Annotated in this window: 24 protein-coding genes; 22 read left to right on the top strand and 2 right to left on the bottom strand. The window is 71.2% G+C overall.

Going from position 1 to position 18,050, the window contains the following annotated elements; translation table 11 throughout:
• Nucleotides 1-5: 5 nt before the first annotated feature.
• The 9 genes from Voc01_RS53980 (at nucleotide 6) to Voc01_RS05935 (ending at nucleotide 6,137) form a co-directional block, all read left to right on the top strand.
• Nucleotides 6-986: a hypothetical protein gene (locus Voc01_RS53980; protein WP_203926248.1), complete on the top strand. Its 981-nt coding sequence runs from the start codon at nucleotides 6-8 to the stop codon at nucleotides 984-986.
• Nucleotides 986-1,180, top strand: coding sequence for a hypothetical protein (locus tag Voc01_RS05970; RefSeq protein ID WP_203926247.1), 195 nt, complete (start codon nucleotides 986-988; stop codon nucleotides 1,178-1,180). The genes Voc01_RS53980 and Voc01_RS05970 overlap by 1 nt, the downstream gene beginning before the upstream one ends.
• Nucleotides 1,173-2,312, top strand: coding sequence for a hypothetical protein (locus Voc01_RS05965; protein ID WP_203926246.1), 1,140 nt, complete (start codon nucleotides 1,173-1,175; stop codon nucleotides 2,310-2,312). The genes Voc01_RS05970 and Voc01_RS05965 overlap by 8 nt, the downstream gene beginning before the upstream one ends.
• Nucleotides 2,313-2,501: 189 nt before the next feature.
• A complete protein-coding gene (locus Voc01_RS05960; protein WP_203926245.1) occupies nucleotides 2,502-2,795 on the top strand; it encodes a hypothetical protein in 294 nt (97 codons plus the stop codon).
• Entirely contained in the window at nucleotides 2,792-2,929 is a 138-nt protein-coding gene (locus Voc01_RS05955) for a hypothetical protein (protein WP_203926244.1), read from the top strand. Before Voc01_RS05960 ends, Voc01_RS05955 begins: the two co-directional genes overlap by 4 nt.
• Nucleotides 2,926-3,660 (top strand): hypothetical protein, encoded by a 735-nt coding sequence (locus Voc01_RS05950; protein WP_203926243.1) that lies wholly within the window; start codon nucleotides 2,926-2,928, stop codon nucleotides 3,658-3,660. The genes Voc01_RS05955 and Voc01_RS05950 overlap by 4 nt, the downstream gene beginning before the upstream one ends.
• 403 nt (nucleotides 3,661-4,063) lie before the next feature.
• The gene (locus tag Voc01_RS05945; RefSeq protein WP_203926242.1) at nucleotides 4,064-4,591 is read left to right on the top strand and encodes a helix-turn-helix domain-containing protein; all 528 of its coding nucleotides are present in this window, start codon (nucleotides 4,064-4,066) and stop codon (nucleotides 4,589-4,591) included.
• Nucleotides 4,588-5,853 carry a PBSX family phage terminase large subunit gene (locus tag Voc01_RS05940; RefSeq protein ID WP_203926241.1) on the top strand — a complete coding sequence of 422 codons (1,266 nt, stop codon included), beginning with the start codon at nucleotides 4,588-4,590 and terminating at the stop codon, nucleotides 5,851-5,853. Before Voc01_RS05945 ends, Voc01_RS05940 begins: the two co-directional genes overlap by 4 nt.
• A gap of 14 nt (nucleotides 5,854-5,867) precedes the next feature.
• Nucleotides 5,868-6,137 carry a DUF2829 domain-containing protein gene (locus Voc01_RS05935; RefSeq protein ID WP_239159981.1) on the top strand — a complete coding sequence of 90 codons (270 nt, stop codon included), beginning with the start codon at nucleotides 5,868-5,870 and terminating at the stop codon, nucleotides 6,135-6,137.
• A gap of 2 nt (nucleotides 6,138-6,139) precedes the next feature.
• On the opposite strand, the gene Voc01_RS05930 is transcribed toward Voc01_RS05935, so the two are convergent.
• Nucleotides 6,140-6,331 carry a hypothetical protein gene (locus Voc01_RS05930; RefSeq protein ID WP_203926240.1) on the bottom strand — a complete coding sequence of 64 codons (192 nt, stop codon included), beginning with the start codon at nucleotides 6,329-6,331 and terminating at the stop codon, nucleotides 6,140-6,142.
• A 258-nt stretch (nucleotides 6,332-6,589) separates the two neighbouring features.
• Between Voc01_RS05930 and Voc01_RS05925 the strand changes: the two genes are divergently transcribed.
• Together Voc01_RS05925 and Voc01_RS05920 are read left to right on the top strand one after the other, a co-directional pair.
• Nucleotides 6,590-8,221: a phage capsid protein gene (locus Voc01_RS05925; RefSeq protein ID WP_239159998.1), complete on the top strand. Its 1,632-nt coding sequence runs from the start codon at nucleotides 6,590-6,592 to the stop codon at nucleotides 8,219-8,221.
• 2 nt (nucleotides 8,222-8,223) lie between these two features.
• Entirely contained in the window at nucleotides 8,224-10,902 is a 2,679-nt protein-coding gene (locus tag Voc01_RS05920) for a phage minor capsid protein (RefSeq protein ID WP_203926238.1), read from the top strand.
• A gap of 139 nt (nucleotides 10,903-11,041) precedes the next feature.
• Here the strand turns inward: Voc01_RS05920 and Voc01_RS05915 are convergent, their stop codons facing one another.
• Nucleotides 11,042-11,521: a hypothetical protein gene (locus Voc01_RS05915; protein WP_203926237.1), complete on the bottom strand. Its 480-nt coding sequence runs from the start codon at nucleotides 11,519-11,521 to the stop codon at nucleotides 11,042-11,044.
• A 71-nt stretch (nucleotides 11,522-11,592) separates the two neighbouring features.
• Between Voc01_RS05915 and Voc01_RS05910 the strand changes: the two genes are divergently transcribed.
• From Voc01_RS05910 to Voc01_RS05860, 11 genes are all read left to right on the top strand, one after another.
• Nucleotides 11,593-12,330, top strand: coding sequence for a hypothetical protein (locus Voc01_RS05910; RefSeq protein WP_203926236.1), 738 nt, complete (start codon nucleotides 11,593-11,595; stop codon nucleotides 12,328-12,330).
• Nucleotides 12,331-12,360: 30 nt separating this feature from the next.
• Nucleotides 12,361-13,422 (top strand): major capsid protein, encoded by a 1,062-nt coding sequence (locus Voc01_RS05905; RefSeq protein ID WP_203926235.1) that lies wholly within the window; start codon nucleotides 12,361-12,363, stop codon nucleotides 13,420-13,422.
• Nucleotides 13,422-13,766, top strand: coding sequence for a hypothetical protein (locus Voc01_RS05900; protein WP_203926234.1), 345 nt, complete (start codon nucleotides 13,422-13,424; stop codon nucleotides 13,764-13,766). Before Voc01_RS05905 ends, Voc01_RS05900 begins: the two co-directional genes overlap by 1 nt.
• A 3-nt stretch (nucleotides 13,767-13,769) precedes the next feature.
• The gene (locus Voc01_RS05895) at nucleotides 13,770-14,363 is read left to right on the top strand and encodes a hypothetical protein (protein WP_203926233.1); all 594 of its coding nucleotides are present in this window, start codon (nucleotides 13,770-13,772) and stop codon (nucleotides 14,361-14,363) included.
• A 71-nt stretch (nucleotides 14,364-14,434) separates the two neighbouring features.
• Complete coding sequence (locus Voc01_RS05890) at nucleotides 14,435-14,938, top strand: hypothetical protein (RefSeq protein WP_203926232.1); 504 nt, start codon at nucleotides 14,435-14,437, stop codon at nucleotides 14,936-14,938.
• A complete protein-coding gene (locus Voc01_RS05885) occupies nucleotides 14,935-15,318 on the top strand; it encodes a phage tail fiber protein (RefSeq protein WP_203926231.1) in 384 nt (127 codons plus the stop codon). Before Voc01_RS05890 ends, Voc01_RS05885 begins: the two co-directional genes overlap by 4 nt.
• Before the next feature lie 12 nt (nucleotides 15,319-15,330).
• Nucleotides 15,331-16,137, top strand: coding sequence for a DUF4082 domain-containing protein (locus Voc01_RS05880; RefSeq protein WP_203926230.1), 807 nt, complete (start codon nucleotides 15,331-15,333; stop codon nucleotides 16,135-16,137).
• Nucleotides 16,134-16,829: a head-tail connector protein gene (locus tag Voc01_RS05875; protein WP_203926229.1), complete on the top strand. Its 696-nt coding sequence runs from the start codon at nucleotides 16,134-16,136 to the stop codon at nucleotides 16,827-16,829. Before Voc01_RS05880 ends, Voc01_RS05875 begins: the two co-directional genes overlap by 4 nt.
• Nucleotides 16,817-17,149, top strand: a complete 333-nt coding sequence (locus Voc01_RS05870) for a hypothetical protein (protein ID WP_239159980.1) — start codon at nucleotides 16,817-16,819, stop codon at nucleotides 17,147-17,149. The genes Voc01_RS05875 and Voc01_RS05870 overlap by 13 nt, the downstream gene beginning before the upstream one ends.
• Nucleotides 17,150-17,159: 10 nt before the next feature.
• Nucleotides 17,160-17,510: a minor capsid protein gene (locus Voc01_RS05865; RefSeq protein WP_203926228.1), complete on the top strand. Its 351-nt coding sequence runs from the start codon at nucleotides 17,160-17,162 to the stop codon at nucleotides 17,508-17,510.
• A gap of 92 nt (nucleotides 17,511-17,602) precedes the next feature.
• On the top strand, nucleotides 17,603-18,043 hold the full coding sequence (locus Voc01_RS05860) for a phage tail terminator protein (protein ID WP_203926227.1): 441 nt from the start codon (nucleotides 17,603-17,605) through the stop codon (nucleotides 18,041-18,043).
• Nucleotides 18,044-18,050 lie beyond the last annotated feature (7 nt).

Raw genomic sequence — 18,050 nt, 5'->3', positions numbered from 1 at the left:
CGATCATGGGGGCGCGCCTGATGGGCGAGCGTGAGATCCGGCCAGCCGGCCGCTACGAGTGGGAGGGCATCCTCCGCCGCACTCGCGCGACCGGCCTCGTCGGCGCCTCAGACCACATCGGTAAGAACGGCAAGCCCACCAAGGGCGCTGTCTCGCCGTCGCTGTTCAAGGCCGTTGCCTTCGCCTTCGCCTCGTACGCCAACACCGACGGCGGCAGCGTGCGCCCCGGCGACGCCACGATCGCGGTCGACGTCGAGTGCTCGATCAAGACCGTCCGGACGATCCGCACCACCCTGCTCGACCTCGGCCTCCTGCAGCGCGTCGGTGGCCGCCGTGCCGGCTCCGGCGAGGAGTACCGGCTGACGATCCCCGGGGATCTCCTCGACCGGGTGGAGGTGCTGTCGCCGGCTCAACATCTCCTTGCCGCCCGGTCGGTCCGGGAGGCCGCGCGCGGCAAGCGTGGGGGGTCCGGCGGACCACCCACGCCCCCTGTGGATAACCCCGCTGTGGGGGGTCCGGTGGACCACCCAGACGGGTCGATCGTCGCGAAGCTCGGGGGGTCCGGCGGACCCACCGAGATCGGCTATGGGGGGTCCGGCGGACCCGCGTCGGGTGGTCCGCCGGACCCGCGTACCGACCAAGACCGACCACCTAAGAGCACCGACCACCCTGATGCTGATCTTCGTACGGCCGTCACTGCACCGCGCGCGACCCAGCCGCCCAAGACCCAGATCCCCGGGAAGTCGAAGTGCGCCGAGCACGGCCTCGCCGGCGGCCTCCGCGACGACGGCAAGCCCGCCTGCCCCCTCTGCCGCGTCGTCGCCACCCGCGAGCTCAACACCGCCGAGCCGCCCGCCGCCGACAACGTCGTCCAGTTCCGCCCCCGCCAGGCCGAGCTCCGCGCCTGCCTCGGCTGCTGCGCACCCACCGACCACCCCGACCGCCTCTGCCCCGCCTGCCGACCAGCCCAGTCGGGAGCCAGCTGATGCCCACCGCAACCCTCACACCCCGCCAGATCATCGACGCCTACGCCCGCTTCACCACCGAAGGCGCCAGCCTCCACGACCTCGCCCGCCGCCACGGCGTCTCCACCGAGACCATCCGCCAGACCCTCATCGCCTGCGGCTGCACCATGCGCAGCCGCGGCTACCGCACACCCAAGGAGCCCACCAGTGCCTGACACCTTCGACGCCGAGGCCATCGCCCGTGCGTTCCACGAGGCCTACGAGCGACTGGCGCCCTCGTTCGGCTACGAGACCCGCAAGGCCTCCGCCGTCCCCTGGGCTGACGTACCCGAGCCCAACCGGCAGCTCATGACCGCCGTCGCTGCCGAAATCGCACCGCTCGTCGCCGCCAAGCCGATCCGCGAACGCGACTCCCTCGCCCGCCGACTCGGCATCCGCTACGGCGAACTCGAGGAAGCCCGCACAGCCCTCCGCCAGGCCCACGACGAACTCGACCAGCTCAGCAGACGACCCAGCACCGCCGACCAGCGCAAAGCCGAAGCCGCCCTCATCGACGCCTGGCCCAACCTCGCCGACGATCCCGTCCACGTCGAGCAGCTCGCCGCCATAGCCCTCAACGCGGCATACAACCCAGCGTGGCGTCCGAGCGGCCCCGGTTCCGTCGCCGCCACGCGCACGACGGACGCCCGGACCTGCGTCGGCTGCGGTGACGACGTCTGGCCGGGCGAGCGGGTCTGGCCCACCGGCCACGCCGGCGTCCTCTGCGCGATCTGCCAGGCGAAGGCCGAACCCACACGCACGAAGCCCGGCATCGGCGAGGCCACCTCCGGAGGCGACCGTTGCGCCTACAGCGGCCCCAACCCCGGCCCTGCCACCTGCAACGACGAGGCGACGATCCACCTGCTCATCACCGACGCTCAGCACCCTGCTGGCGTTGCCCTCGCCGCCTGCACCCAGCACGCCCGCATCGCCCGCGCCTCCGGCCAGCTCGTCGACGAGCACATCTTCCAGCCCGGCTGCGCGGCCGCTGTGGTGGTCTGGGGCTGGGACCACTGCTCGCCGGACACCACCGTGCCGACGCCGGAGCCCGACGAGCCGTGCCAGCCCATCGGCTGCGACAACGGCTACCACCTACCCGGCTGCCAGTACGCCGAGGCCGACACCGAGACGGTCGACCGGTCCGTCGCCATCGCCGCGGGCCCCGCACCGACCGAGAGCCACGACGACGAGTGCGAAGCCGAATGGGTCGAAGGCGCCCGCTCCTGGACCACCTGCCGCTGCGCCCAGCGGAACTGCCCGCACTGCGACGGTGACCAGGCCTGTACCCACTGCGGGAGCGGCGTGTGACCCCCGAACGCCTCCTCGTCCTGGGCGTGCTCGTGCTCCTCGCCGCCCTCGCCCTGTGCTGCGCAGCAGTCAGCACGCCGGTCCTGCCGGCCGGTGTCCTGTGAGCCGCCTGCTGCTCGCCCTGGCCGGCTTCGCCATCGGGTACGTCCTCGGCCGCCTCCACACCGACCCAGACCCACAGGAGCACCGATGAACAAGATCACCGTCTTCATCCAGATCGGCAACAGCGACGACAAGCTGGCTCAGGCCCGCTGGTCGAAGTTCGTCGACGAGATCGACTACCTGCTGCGGCACCTGGAGAAGCACTTCGCCGGCCTCTCTCCCAGCGACCGGCCATGGCAGAACGCCTGCTGGTGCGTCGAGGTGCCACTGAGCCAGCGCGACTCGATCCGCAGCCGACTGGCAAGGGCGGCTGCCCAGTTCAACCAGGAGTCGATCGCGTGGTCCGAGGCGCAGACCGAGTTCATCCGGGCGGCAGCGTGAAGGCCGTCCTGCGCTGGCTGTCGTGGCTATGGGCCACCCGCAACTGCCAGCACCCACGCACCCGACCCATCCACGGCGACGAGCGCAACTACGCCGCCGCCCGCTGCCTCGACTGCGGAAAGGCCCTCGGTTGACCGACGACGCGGTGCGCCAGACCCGCCACGCACTCACCCAGATCACCGAGGCCTGGCCCTTCCTGCCCGACGCCAAGGACGCCGCCCTCCGCCGCCGGCGCCCCGACCCACGACCGATGGGCGCCGAAGCCCGCCTCACCCTCGACGCCCTCGTCCGAGCCGAGCGCGACGACCGGCTGCTTGCCGTCCAGCGCTACGGACGCATGGGCGCACTCCCCGCGAGCCCGGCCCCGGTCGCCCTCGACGTCGTCGACGCCCAAGCCCTCACCGCCGTCACCATGCGAGACCTCGCCTGGCTCGCCGCGAACGTGCTCCGCGGCCGCGGGTTCGGCTGGCCCCCGATCACCATCACGCTGCACGGAACCCGAGACTTCCTCACCATCGCCGTAGGTCACGTCGGCCCATCGCTCGCCCGGCAGATGGCCGACGACCTCGTCGACTGCGCGCGCCAGCTGCGCGCCGCACTCGACCTCGACGTCCGCGACGACCAGGTCTGGATCCAGCTCGGCGACGAACGCGTGCTCTTCGTCACCGCCCACCGCGCCGGCCACCACCTCGACGGCGTGCACGCAACCAACGTCCGCGACTGGCACCGCCGCGGCCTGGTCGTCGACGAGGACGGCGCCGACCGGTCGCTGCTCTCCGACCGCCGGCGCTGGTACCCACTCCCCGACGTCGAGCGCGCGGCCGCGAAGGTCGGCCGCGACGCGCCCGAAGCGAAGAGCGCTTGACATGGCGATCGCGTTCTCTCACAGTGATCGCCAACAGGCGACGTGTACCCAGACCCCGGGAACACGTCGCTTCTTCACATTCAAGTGCCCGGCCCGGGACCAAGCGGACACCAAGGCCGATGGTCTGAAACGGGGGCCCTGCGAGTTCGACTCTCGTCGGGTACACGACGCGGTGGGTAGCCCCGGCCGAGCAGCGGGCCGGATAGGCGCCGGTAATCCGGGGACCGCTCCGGTACGCGATCGCCTTGCTCGCCAGGCGAAGATGATCACGGCGAGCATGCACGATAATTCCGATTATCGTGTTAGTTACCCCTGCTTCCTAAGCCACCTCGCGTCCGCCGCAGCAAACGCCCTCATCCTGATCGGCGGACTCCTCATCCAGGCCGGCGCCGGAGCGTGACCCATGCCGCGACCCAAGCCGATCGGCGACGAGGACCGAGCCCAAGTCGCCCGCCTACACGGCGAAGGCCTCAGCCGGAACGAGATCGCCCGCCGGATTGGACGCTCTGGCCGTACCGTTAGCCGGCTCGCCAAGGAACTCGGGCTCACCTTCGAGCGTGGCGAGCAGGTCCAGGCCGCCACCCAGGCCAAGGTCATCGACGCCAAGGCCCGCCGCGCCGCCCTGGCGCTCGCGCTCCTCGAGGACGCCGAGCGCCTCCGCAAGTCGCTGTGGGAGTCCTGCACCGTCTACAACTTCGGCGGCAAGGACAACACCTTCAACCAGGCCCTGATCGCCCAGCCGTCGTTCCGCGACCAGCGCGACATCATGATGGCCGTCTCCGTCGCCGCCGAACGCTCGATGAAGCTCGACGAGTACGACCGCAACACCGGCGTCGAGGACGACAAGGCCATGCTCGTCGACCTCGCCGCCAAGCTGGGCGCCGCCTGGCAGGCCGGCAAGGCCCACGCCGAGCAGACCGAGCAGCCGTGATCAACCTCGACGAGCTGCCCCTGTCGCGCAAGCAGGTCGAGTACGTCGTCGAGTCCGACGCGTTCGTCAACCTCGCCGATGGCGCCATCCGGAGCGGCAAGACCGCGAGCGGCTGCCTGCGGTGGCTCATCTACGTGGCCACCGCACCCGCCGGCGGCGACCTCCTCATCACGGCGAAGACGTACGACACCGCCGTCCGAAACGTCTTCAACGTGCTGCAGAACCCGGTGCTGTTCGGCCCGCTGGCCCGGGCCACGTCGTACACCCGCGGCGCCCCGACCGCGAAGGTGCTGGGCCGCACCATCGAGGTGGTCACCTTCAACGACGAGCGGGCCGAAGCCCGGCTCCGAGGCATGACCTGCGCCGGCGCCTACGTCGACGAGTGGTCCCTGATGCCGAAGAGCTTCCACGAGCAGCTCCTCGGCCGCGCCAGCATCGACGGCGCCCAGCTGTTCGGAAACACGAACCCGGACAACCCGATGCACTGGCTGAAGGCCGAGGGCATCGACGAGGCGAAGCCGGGCGGCCGGCTCGCCGGCGACTGGAAGGTGTTCAAGTTCCTCCTCGACGACAACCCGGCGTTGTCGGAGAAGGTCAAGGCCCGGTACCGGCGCCAGTACACCGGCATGTGGAAGCGCCGCATGATCGACGGCGAGTGGGTGCTGGCCGAGGGCGCGATCTACGAGGGCTGGGACCCCGACCGGCACGTGGTCAAGCAGCTCCCCCAGATCGCCCGCTGGATCTCGCTCGGCGTCGACTACGGCACCGTCAACCCGTTCGCCGGCATCCTCATCGGCCTCGGCGTCGACGGGAAGCTGTACCTCGCCCGCGAGTGGCGGTGGGACAGCAAGAAGAAGCAGCGGCAGCTGACCGACGGCGAGTACTCCGCGCGCCTCCGCGGCTGGCTCGACGCCATGGACGTCCGGCCGGAGTGGACCTGCGTCGACCCATCCGCCGCGTCGTTCGTGCGGCAGCTGCACCGCGACGGCCTCACACCCACCCAGGCCGACAACGCCGTCATCGACGGCATCCGCCTCGTCGCCACCCTCCTCGCCGAAGGCCTGCTGCTCGTGCACGAGTCGTGCGAGGGCTGGATCTCCGAGGTCGGCGCCTACTCCTGGGACGACGAGGCGGCGAAGAAGGGCGAGGACAAGCCGATCAAGGCCCTCGACCACTCGCTGGACGCCGGCCGGTATGGCATCAAGACCCCCGAGGCCGCGTGGCGGCCGTACGTGCGCGGTGACCTGGTGCTCGCCGCCTGACCCGAGAGAGACCCGTGGACTTCTCCGCAGCGCTTCACCGCCTCAAGCTCGGCAAACGCCTGAGCCGCGAGGGCTGGAACGGCAACGACATGTTCGTCGTCCACCAGGCCGGCTACCCCGACGGCATCCCGATCAACGCGAACACCGCCCGCGCGACGGGGATCGAGCCGGGCACCGTGTGCGCGTTCAGGCCCTACCTGATGATGCGCACCGCCCAGGGTGACTTCGTGCCGTGGGTGGCCAGCCAGACCGATCTCCTCGCGGACGACTGGATCGCCGTCTGACCTCACCCCGCCCCGATGAAGCCAGCGGCCGTGATGGCGAGCACGAGCGCGCCGGCGAAGGTGGCGCCGCCCGTGAAGATGGCGTCCTGCCAGTCGCGCGTCTTGGCCAGCACGAGGCCTGCAGCGATGAGAGCCAGTACGAGGCTGCCGAGGGCGAAGATCGCGAGCCACAGGCCGCGGTTCGTGGCGTTCAACGGAGTTCCCTTCCTGATCGACATTGCTCCCGAATGAGCAATCGGTCAGGTAACGACTCCGCCCTGCTCCGCAGGATTTCCGAGTCTTAAAGCTGCGTCAACAGGCGGTTTAGGAATCTAGGGACATTTCGACGCCGCACAGGTGCTCCTGATCCCCCCTTAAGTCTGCCGACGGACCCCATGTGCGACGACATCTGATCCGAGGTCGAGCACTGATCGCCCTTCCATACCTGCCAGGCCAGGGAGCCCGCCGTGCCGATGCCGACCGACGGGCCCTGGCCGCCCAAGGCGCACGCCCCCGCCTACGCGGCCTACCGCGACTGGGACGCCTGGTACGCCGGCGACGCCGACCGCCTCCGCCAGGTCTACGCCAACCGCGGCTCCTACGGCGCATCGCTGCCGCCGTCCCAGCGCCGCTTCCCCGGCCAGGCCGCCGGCGGCGTCATCGGCCGCTTCTCCCGCTGGCTGTGGGGCAACCCGCCCTCGACCACCGCGCGCGACACCCGCCTCCACGTCCCCATCGCCGCCGACCTCGCCGTCATCGGCGCCAACCTCCTCTTCTCCGAGCCGCCGAAGATCAGCGCCACCGACACCGCGGTGATGCAGCGGATCGAGAAGCTCGTCGAGGACGGCTTCACACGCACCCTCCTGCACGCCAAGGAGGCCAGCGCGGTCCTCGGCGACGTCTACCTCACCCCGGTCATCGACCAGGATGTGGCGCCCAAGCAGGCGATCGTCGCCGTCCACCACGCCGACGCAGCGATCCCTGTCATCCGCTGGGGCAAGCTCGTCGAGGTCACCTTCTGGTCCGAGCTGGAGCGGGACAACAACCGCGTAGTCCGCTGGCTGGAGCACCACGACGTCGACCGCAGCAACCCGGCCAAGCCCGTCGGTCGCATCACCTACGCCGTGTTCGAGGGCAGCATCACCGACCTGGGCCGACGCGTGGATCTCAAGGGCTTCGATGCCACCCGGCACCTCGCCGACCTGGTCGACAGCGCCGGCGTGCAGCCCACCGGGATCGACCGCCTCGACGTCGTGCGCTTCCCCAACCGCGGGCCGCAGCGGCTTTGGCGCAGCGACGCGAACCTGAAGCACCTGGGCAGGTCGGACTTCGACTCAAACGAGCCGATCTTCGACCAGATCGACGAGGTGTGGACGTCGTGGCTGCGCGACATCCGCCTGGCCAAGGGCCGGCTCACCGTCCCGGAGTCGTACCTGCAGTCCCACGGCCCCGGCCAGGGCGCCAGCTTCGACGCCGAGCGGGAGGTGTACTCGGCCGTCAACGCGCTGCCCCAGGACATGACCGGCGGCGGCATCACGCTCTCGCAGTTCGCCATCCGTCACGTCGAGCACAAGGCCACCATCGACGCCCTCATGGAAGTCGCCACCCGGCACGCCGGCTACAGCCAGCAGACCATGGGCGAAGAGGGCGACACCCCGATGACCGCCACCGAGGCCCAGGCACGCGAGCGCCTGAGCTTCACCACGCGCGCCAGCGACGGGCAGATCTGGCGCCCATCGATCGCCGAGTACGTCGAAGTCCACCTCGCGATCGAGGCCGCGGCGTTCGCTGGCCCGGCGCCGGTGCGGCCCGACGTCGAACTCGCCGACTCCGTCACCGAGTCCCCGGAGACGGTGGCACGCACGGCGCAGCTCCTCACCGCCGCGATGGCGGCCTCCACCGAGACCCTCGTGCGGATGGTGCACCCCGACTGGGACGACACCCAGGTCGCCAAGGAGGTCGCCGCGATCCAGGGCGCCACCGCGGCGACCCCGGAGGAGTCCCTCGGCGGCCTGGCCGGCAACACCCCGCCGGGCGAGCCGCCGCCGGCGGCGGAGGGCGAAGAGGCCGCAGCGGCTGAAGGTGAGCCACCCGTCGAGGAGTAGCGATGCCCGTCGACCAGGCCGACGTCGACGCCATCACCTCGGTGGTCACGTCGATCTACCGCGACGGCGAGATGGCCCTCGGCAGCGTCATCGCCGAGCATCTGCGGGCAGGCAACGAGACCGGTCCGGAGTGGGCTGTCGGGCGCATGGCCGCCTCGTCGGCGCTGCGCCGCGCATCGGAGCTGATCGCGAACCGGCTCCGCAACCGAGGCGCGGCGGCGGCCCGGGAAGCCATGGCGGCCGCGTACCGCACCGGCGGCGCGGCCGCGCTCGAGGAGCTGCCCCGCGAGCGGCGCATCGAGGCGCGAGCGGCCCGGGCGGCGCGTGACGTGATCCCGGGCACGGACGTGGTCGAGTCCCTCGCGGCGGCGCTGGTGCGCGACATCGGCGAGCGGTCCGGCAACGTGCTCCGCGACGTCCAGGACGCCTACCGCGGCGTGATCACCGGGGCGGTCGCACGGATGCAGACGCAGGGCGTCACGCGTCTGGAGGCGTCGCAGCAGGCCTGGCAGGCGCTGGTGGACCGCGGCATCACCGGGTTCACCGACCGCGCGGGCAGGCGATGGGAGCTGTCGACGTACGTCGAGATGGCCGTCCGCACGACCAGCCAGCGGGCTGCGGTGCAGGGGCAGACCGACCGGCTCGGCGAGCTGGGCGTCGACCTGGTCCAGGTGTCCAACGCGCCGCAGGAGTGCGAGCTGTGCCGCCCGTTCGAGGGCAAGATCCTGGCCCGCGAGTCGGGTGGCACGGTCGGCAAGGTGAAGGTCGAGCACGCCATCGACGACGACCGCATGGTCACGGTCGACGTGATGACCACGCTGCCCATCGCCAGGTCGCGCGGACTGTTCCACCCGCAGTGCAGGCACAGCGTCAGGGCGTACCTGCCCGGGGTCACGAAGCCGGAGCCGCAGCCGACCGCCGACCCGGAGGGTGACGCTGCCCGGCAGAGGCAACGCAAGATCGAGCGGGACATCCGCAAGGCCAAGGCCCAGGCCGAGCTCGCGCTCGACCCCGAGGCGAAGAAGCGGTGGAACGCGCGGGTCAAGGCCAAGCAGGCCGAGATGCGCGACCACCTTGCAGCCAACCCCGGCCTGCTGCGGCAACCGCACCGCGAGCAGCCCGGCGCGAGCAACCTCGGTAGAGGCACCGCAGCGCCCGAGCTGCAGCTGCCGGCGGCGAAGAAGACCGCGGCCAAGAAGGCCGCCCCGCCGGCGAACACCGCGCCCGCCCCGGCGACCCAGCCGGCGAAGGCCGCCCAGCCTGCGAAGGCGACCCCGGCGAAGGCCGCCCCACAGCCTGCCCCGGCACCCGAACCGGAAGCACCGCCGGCGCCCACCGGCGTCGAGGCGGGCGACTTCAGCCAACTTCGACGCGTCGGACCCCAAGGCGGCTCCAACCCGGGCGGGATCTACGAGGCGCCCGACGGAACGCGGTACTACGTCAAGGCGCAGCGCAGCGAGGCTCACGCACGCAACGAGGCCGTCACCGCAGCGCTGTACCGCGAGGCCGGCATCGACGTGCCCGAGGTCCGCCTCGGCCGCGGCACTCCCGATCTCCCAGACGGGCACCACACCGCGACCCGGCTCCTCGACGACGCGAGCCCGCTCAACGACGGCAACCTCGCGGACCGCACCGCCGAACTCCGACGCGGCTTCGGACTCGACGCATGGCTCGGCAACTGGGACGTCGTCGGCCTCGACCTAGACAACGTCGTCATCTCAGGCGGCCGCGCTCACCGGATTGACGTCGGCGGGTCACTCCGCTTCCGGGCCCAGGGCGAGCCGAAAGGCGCAGCGTTCGGCAACACCGTCGAGGAGTTCCACAGCCTGCGTGACCCATCCCGGGCGCCGCAGGCCGCCCGGGTGTTCGGCGGCATGGACCGCTCCGAGCTGGTGGCCGCGCTCGAGCGCGTCGAGCGCATCGACCCGGACACGATCAGCCGCATCGTCGCCGAGCACGGCCTCGACGACGACCTGGCCGACACGCTGATAGCCCGTCAGATCGACCTCCTCGACCGGCTGGGCAGACTCCGCCAGCAGGCCACCCGAGAGCAGGCGTGGCAGCGTCGCCAGGCGGCGTCACTAACGGACCAGGCGGCGCTCGACTCCGTCCGGTTCAGGCGTGAACATGCCCAGCTCCGCCCGACGCCGCCGGGTTGGAACCCTGGCCGCGTTGTGCGCGCTACCGACGCACTCAACGACTACCAGGGTGGCGTCCACACACTCATCAACGGGCACCTGCGGACGAACCTTCCGGACGCCACTGCGGAACGGTTGACCGCAGCCCTCGACGATGTGATGGCAGCGTCCCGGCTTGCCCAGGACGTCACCGCCCACCGCGGCGTCCGCGACGCCCGCTCGGTGTTCGGGGCGGCGTGGAACGACCTGGACGTCACCGGGCTGGAGTGGCGCGAGCAGGCCTTCGTCTCGACCTCGGCGGATGTCCGGGTCGCCGATGAGTTCGCAATCGGGGTGGCTCCCCTTATCATGCGGATGGTCCTCCCCCGAGGTACCGGTGCTGTTCGGTTGTCCGACATGGCGCCACAGGATCGCAGGCCCCTCGCTCTGGATGAAGAGGCCGAGATCCTGATCGAGCGTGGCAGGCGGATGCGTGTCATCGCTGATCACGGGGTGGACGCGATGGGCGTTCGGCGGATCGATGTGGAGGTGATCGAGGAATGACGGGCCCAGAGCGCAGGCGTGAGCAGGAGGGTTCCTCGATCGCCGACCGGTGGGCTGACGTCGGCCCGGTCGAGGTGCTCGTCGAACCTGAGCCGGTCCCAACTGGGCCGCCGATCGAGGAGCCCCGCACCAAGGACCGTTAGGCCTTGGCCATCGGGTAGGTCGGGCACAGGTGCTCGTGCACCACGTCCAGGATCTTCTCCGCAGTCGGCAGGCCAAACCCGTTCGGAGCCTCCGGAGCGCTGAACCGCGAGTTGGTCAGCTCGACCAACTTCGCCCGGTCGTTCGGGTACTTGGAGATCGAGCCGCACTGGTTGCGGCCTCGGTCGACGATCGTGTCGGCCGCCTTCTTTCCGACGATAGCCGGATTGATCGCGATCAGCGCTTCCAGGTAGGCCCTCTGGGTGCTGACGTCTGGAGACGGTGGGATGCCGTTCTCGGCCAGCGCACTGGCCATTGCTGGGTCGGTGCTGGGCGGTGGGCTGATCGGCGGAACGGCCTGCGGGGTGGTCTTCTCTTCCACCTCGCCCGCTGTGCTGTCGCCTCCGCTGGAGCAGGCGAGCGCGAGTAGGGCACAACAAAGCACCGCCATGATCGCGGCCAGTTGGCGTCGGGTCACGCCGCGCAACCTACCGACTTCCGCCAAGGGCGGATGGCCCCACCCACCTCGAGACCCCAAGGAGGGTCCGAATGAAGTACCACGCACGCGCTGTAGCGCTGCGATCGTTGTCCGGCTGGCCGACCCTCGGTCCGCCGCGCGGAGGATGGCGCCGGGACGACCCGGCGACCGGGCAGCCGCACCCCAACCCGCCCGCAGGCGGAGGCACCGGCGACACCGGCACCAGCGGGAAGCCCGCCGGCGACGGCGAGCCGGGCACCAAGCCGAAGCTCGACGGGGACTACGACCCCGAGCGTGCGCTGGCCGACCTCGGCAAGGCCCGAGACGACGCCAAGCGCGAGCGCGAGATGCGGCAGAAGCTGGAACAGGAAGGCAAGGACAAGCTCGACGCGGTTCTCGTCGCGCTCGGGCTGAAGCCCGACCCGCAGACCGACCCGGCCGCCACCGCGGCGAAGGTGGCCAAGGAGCTCACCGACGCCCAGGCCGAGAACCGGGAGCTGCGGGCGGAGAACGCCGTGCTGAAGCACGCGCCCAAGCTGGGCGCCGACGCGGCCGCGCTGCAGGACAGCCGGGAGTTCGCGAAGAAGCTCGCCGAGCTGGACCCGACCGCGAGCGACTACGCGAAGAGCGTGGCATCGCTGATCAAGGACGCGGTCAAGGACAACCCCACACGGTACGCCGCCACCGGCGCCTCGGGAGGCCAAGGGCCGGCCCGCCAGGGCGCCGAACACGGCGGCGGCACCACCCGCACCGGCCGTCCGCAAGGGCTCGGCGCAGCTCTGGCGACCCGCCTCGGCGGCGGCCAGTAACCACACCAACCAGGAACGGAGTAGCCAGCTGTGGCTATCACTCTCGCCCAGGCCCAGGTGAACACGCAGGACGACGTCGCCTTCGCGGTGATCGACGACCTGCGCCGCTACTCCTGGCTCCTGGACCGCATCGTCTTCGACGACACCGTCAACCCCACCGGTGGCGCCACCCTCACCTACGCCTACACCCGGCTCACCACGCCACGGACCGCCGACTTCCGCGCGTTCAACACCGAGTACACGGCGAAGCAGGCCACCCGCACCCGCTACGACGTGGACCTGCACCCGCTCGGTGGCGCGTTCACCCTCGACCGCGTGCTGCGCAACCTCGGCCAGGCATCGACGAACGAGATGACGTTTCAGATGCAGCAGCTCCTCACCGCGACGCGGCAGAAGTTCCAGGAGGAGCTGATCAACGGCGACACCGCCGTGGACGACAAGGGCTTCGACGGCCTCGACAAGGCGCTCACCGACGCGAGCACCGAGTACGACCCGCTCGACAACGGGGTCACCGCCGGCTACCTCGACTGGACCGCGACGACGATCAACACCCAGCCGCTGGCGATGGCCGCCCTGGACCGGCTCGACGAGATGCTGTCCGGCATCACGCCCAGCCAGACCGGCGGCGGCGACCTCGGCATGCCGGGCGCGCTCCCGCCCGGGGAGAAGGCGCTCCTGGGCAACACGAAGAGCATCACCCGGATCCGGGCCCTGGCCCGGTGGGCCAGCCTGTACACGGCCGACAAGGACGACGTCGGCCGCCGGATCGAGCGGTACGGCGACTGGGTGCTGGCCGACCTCGGCAACGGCCAGGAGGGCTCCAGCCCGATTGTGCCGATCTACAGCGCGGACGCCGACGGCGGCGGGGGCGGCGGCACGATCACCGGCCTCACCGACATCTACGCGGCGACGTTCGGCCTGGACGCGCTGCACGGCGCCAGCATGGCCGGCAAGCCGCTGGTCGAGACCTACCTGCCCGACTGGACCACCCCGGGCGCCAACAAGTCCGGCGAGGTCGAGATGGGCCCCGTCGCCATGGTCCTGAAGTCGACCAAGGCGTGCGGTGTGATCCGGAAGGTCAAGGTGCAGTGATGCTGAAGATCACCGCACCGAAGCCGGTCACGGCGAAGGTTGTCGGCGTCGCGTTCGTCGACGGCGTCGCCACCGTGGACGAGGTCCAGCACCGGGCGGCGGTGGCCTACTTCCGCCGCCACCGCGGCTACATCGTCCAGCCCGTCGACGACCCGCAGGCCACCGAACCGGCCGGAGCGGACGAGACCGGGGGCGGACAGCCGCCGGCCGGCCCGCCGACCCGCAGCGCGTCCAAGGGCGACTGGGTCAAGCACGCCACCGCACAGGGGATGACCGAGGCAGACGCCGAGGCCCTCACCCGCGACCAGCTGGCCGAGCGCTTCCTCGGCCCGAAGGGGGACTGAGCCATGACGACTCTCGGCCGCTACTTCGAGAGCACCCTGGCCGACGCGCCGGCGTTCGACCTGCCGTTCAACGCCCTGCCCGGCGTCGACCAGAAGACGTTCATCCGTACCAACATCCCGGCCTGGGCATGCACCAGCGACCTGGCGGCGACCGGTACCGGTGTGGCGATCGGCACGCGGGTGTTCCTCCGCAAGGGCGACGTCGTCACCAACCTGGCGTTCGTCGCGGGCAACACCGCGCTGGCCACCGGCACCGCCGGCTGGCACGCCCTGTACGACCCGGACGGCAACAAGCTCGCCCAGTCCGCCGCGCAGGGCGCGACGGCGTGGGCGGCGAACACCGCCCGGAAGCTGGCCCTGACCGCGCCGTACACGATCACGGCGGACGGCTTCTACATCGTCGCCACCAGCACGACGGCGAGCACGGTGCAGACGCTGATCGGCGCTGCGCCGATCGTGACGGCATCGGCGATCGTGGCCGGCTCGCAGTCGAAGGCGATGGGCTTCACCTTCGGCTCCGCCACCGGCGACACGGCGCCGAGCACGACGGGGACGCAGACGGGCGTGGCCAAGTGCCCGCTCGCCATCGTCACCTGACGCACTGATCTGGGGCCGGCCGCTGGAGGGTGGCGGCCGGCCTCTCACCCACAACCTTCGGAGGAGCCGTCGTGGCCCTGACCAGCAAGATCTCTGTCTCCCTGGTGGCCGCGCTGACCGGCACCGCCGACCTCACCACCCCGTCCGCGCCGCTGTCCCTGACCGACACCATCCGGCTCGCGTCAGGCACGGGAAGCGGGCAGGCCGACCGGATCTTCTCGGACACGCGCACGATCGCCGCGTCTGGGAACGAGGACCTCGACCTGGCCGGCGTGCTCGCCGACGCGCTCGGCGCCACGCTGACGTTCGCCCGGATCAAGGTGCTGTACGTCGCCGCGGCGGCCGGAAACACCAACAACGTGGTGGTCTCGCGCCCCGCCAGCAACGGGGTGCCGATCTTCTCGGCCGCCTCCGACGCGATCTCCGTGCGGCCCGGCGGCATGCTGCTGTGGGCGTGCTCCGACGCGACCGGTGTCGCGGTGACTGCCGGCACCGGCGACCTGATCAACATCGCCAACAGCAGCTCCGGCAGCAGCGTCACGTACGACGTGGTCATCATCGGCGCGTCGGCGTGACCTCCCTGACCGACGCCGCCGAGACACGGACGCTGGCCTGGCTCCTTGGCCAGGCCACCACCGCCCCGACCCTGCCGCTCATGGTCCGCGCCATGACCGCCAACGGCTCCGACAGCGCCGCCGGCACCGAGATCGCCGGCGGCACCTACGCCCCCGTCGAGCTCGACGCAGCCAACGTCGCGAGCGGCGCGAGCTCCAACGAGGCGATCGTCCGGTTCGAGGGCATCCCCAACCCGACCAGCGTCGCCGGCATCGAGATCTGGGACAGCGCCGGCACCCCGTTCCGCTGGTGGCACGGGGCGTTCACCGGCGGCGCCAAGAACGTCACCGACGGCGTGCTGGAGATCGCGGTCGGAGACCTCGACCTGGCCGTCACCTGATCGGAGGGTCCGATGGCGACCGAGGCCTTCGACTTCGGCGACCCGGGCATCCCGGACGCGAGCGACGACCCGGTCAATGTCGGGCTCCTGTGGGCCACCACCGCCCCTGGATCGTGGATCGGCAACCGCATCCAGCTCCCGACCGGGGCGCCCGGCATCACCGTCACAGCGTTCGCCTACAACGACATCACCGGCGACCAGCTCGCCACCCGCACGTTCACGCCAAGCCCGCTGGGCAGCCTTGTCGACGTCCTCTTCGACGACCCCGTGGACGTAGTCGACGGCGTGGACTACATGGCCGGCTGGCACAGCAACCGGATCGCCGCAACGTCCGGCTACGCGTGGCCCGACACGACGGACACCCTGTTCACTGCAGCATCCAACGCGGGCCGGTTCACCTACGGCGCCGGCGTTGCCCGGCCGACGACCGGCGTCGGCGCGAACTACCACGTCTCACCGCTGGTCCAGTTCGGCGGCGAAGTGGTGACCGGCCAGGTCGCTCTAACCGGGGCAGGCACCCTGCTCGTCGCCCCACGACTCGTAGCCCGATCGGCCGCGCAGCTGGCGGCCGGCGGCGCTCTCACGGTGGTGCCGCGGGCAGTCGCGCGGGCGGCTGTCTCGCTTGCTGCCTCCGCGTCGCTGACCGCCACGCCCCGGGCCGTTCGCCGGGCCTCGACCGCGCTAACCGCGTCAGGCCTGCTGACCGTGCGGCTCGCGGTCGATCTGGTCGCGCCCGGTGTCCTCACCGCTGACGGCCGGTCGGCCACTCTCACCGCTGCCGGCCGCTCCGGCACGCTCACCGCAGGAGGCAGGCCGTGAGCCACGAAGAGGGCGACTTCCGCATCGCCACCCTGTCCGTGGTCGACGCCGATGGCAGCGCCGGCGACGGCACCACCACCGCGGTGCTCACCGTCATCCGGCCCGACGGCACCACCACGCAGCCGACCGTCACGCCCTCCGACGGCGGCGCGACCCACACCGCAGCGGCGTACGAGTTCACCGCCGCCGGCGAGTGGGTCGAACGGTGGGTGGTCACGGGCAAGGGTGCAGGCAAGCAGCGCACCACGCTCCTCGTGGCCCCAGACCCCGCCGCGGCGCTCACCGGAATGCGCGTGTACGCGACCACGACGGACTACGCCACCTACCTCCTGGCGGCCCCGCCAGCGGGCGCGCGGCGGGCGCTCGCGGCTGCGTCCCGGGAGGTCGACCGGATGCTCCTGACGGCCATCTACGACGTCGACGACGACGGCCTTCCGACCGATGCCGACGTGGCCGAGGCGATGAAGCTCGCGACGTGCGCGCAGGCCGAGTACGCCAAGCTCACCGGCGACGCCAACCTGGTCGGCGCTGGTGCGATCACGCAGGTCGGCCTCGGCTCCCTCAGCTACACCCGGGCGAAGGCGGGCGTTGGTGTCGACGGCAACCCGCGCTGGGCCCAGGCAGCCTGGGACCTCCTGCAGCAGGCCGGCCTCACCGGACATCCCGTCGGGGAGCCCGGATGGATCTACTGACCTGGCTGGCCCAGGTGCTGCCGGAGCCGCACACCGTCGAGCTCGAGCCGTACCAGGGCAGCTCCGGGCGCGGCGACGTATACGGCGACCCGGTCACGGTGACGTGCTTCGTCGACCAGAAGCGCCGCCTGGTCCGCGCGCCCAACGGGTCACAGGTCGTATCGAGCACCACGGTGTTCGCACCGCTCGACACCAGCTGCCCGCCGCGGTCGAGGGTGACGCTGCCGGACGGGCACACCGCCCTGGTCATCGGCACCGCCCAGCGCCGTGCTGCTGGCGTTGCTGAGGCCGCCGAGCACCTGGAGATCACCCTCGAATAGGAGGCCGGCGATGCCCCAGCGCGCGACCGTCGAATGGAACGGCGAAGAGATCAAGAAGAAGGTCCGCGCCGCCGCCATCCAGGGCATCACCCTCGCCGCCGAGCACCTCCTCGGCGAGAGCCGCACCCTCGTCCCCCTCGAAGAGGGCACCCTGGAGCGCTCCGGCACCGTCGTCGTCGACGAGACCAACCTCCGCGCGACGGTCACCTACGACACGCCGTATGCCGTTCGGCAGCACGAGGAGCTGAACTACCGGCACGCGCCCGGCCGCCAGGCGAAGTACCTCGAGACGCCGATGGCGACCGAGCGGGACACGATGCAGGCGATCATCGCCGCCCAGATCCGGCGGGCTCTCCGGTGACCCCCGAATGGGTGTACCAGGTGCTTTTCGCAGTGATCGGCGTCGGCGTGCTGGTGTTCGCCTTCGCCCTGGGCGCTTCGGTGGGGTGCTGAATGGGCTGGGTGAACGACCTCCTCGAAGGCCTCGCGCAGCTGCTCGCCGACGAAGGCGTCGGCACCTGGCGCCCGACCGGCGTCTACCAGCCGACCGAGACCGGCATCTACCTGGCCGCGACGCCACCGGATCCGGCCCGGGCGATCGTGCTGGCCTCGTACCCGGTCGATGACAACGTGGCCCTGCCGCACGTGGTCACCGCGGTACAGGTGCGCACCCGCGCGGGCCCGGACCCGACGGCCGTCCACGATCTCGACGACCTGGTCTACGAGCAGCTGCACGGGCTGACCTATCAGACGTTCGGGACGGCGCACATCAAGCAGATGTGGCGGCGCTCCAGCGCCGCGCTCGGACAGGTCCGCGACGGCCGCGACCTGTGGGAGATCACCAGCAACTACTACGCGGACGCGGCCAGACCCACCGCGCACCGACCCATCTGAGCAGGAG

The organism is Virgisporangium ochraceum, from assembly GCF_016863655.1.
GTDB classification, from domain to species: Bacteria; Actinomycetota; Actinomycetes; order Mycobacteriales; family Micromonosporaceae; genus Virgisporangium; species Virgisporangium ochraceum.
The sequence above is the reverse complement of the archived record's forward strand: the minus strand, read 5'-3'. Positions and strand labels throughout refer to the sequence as shown.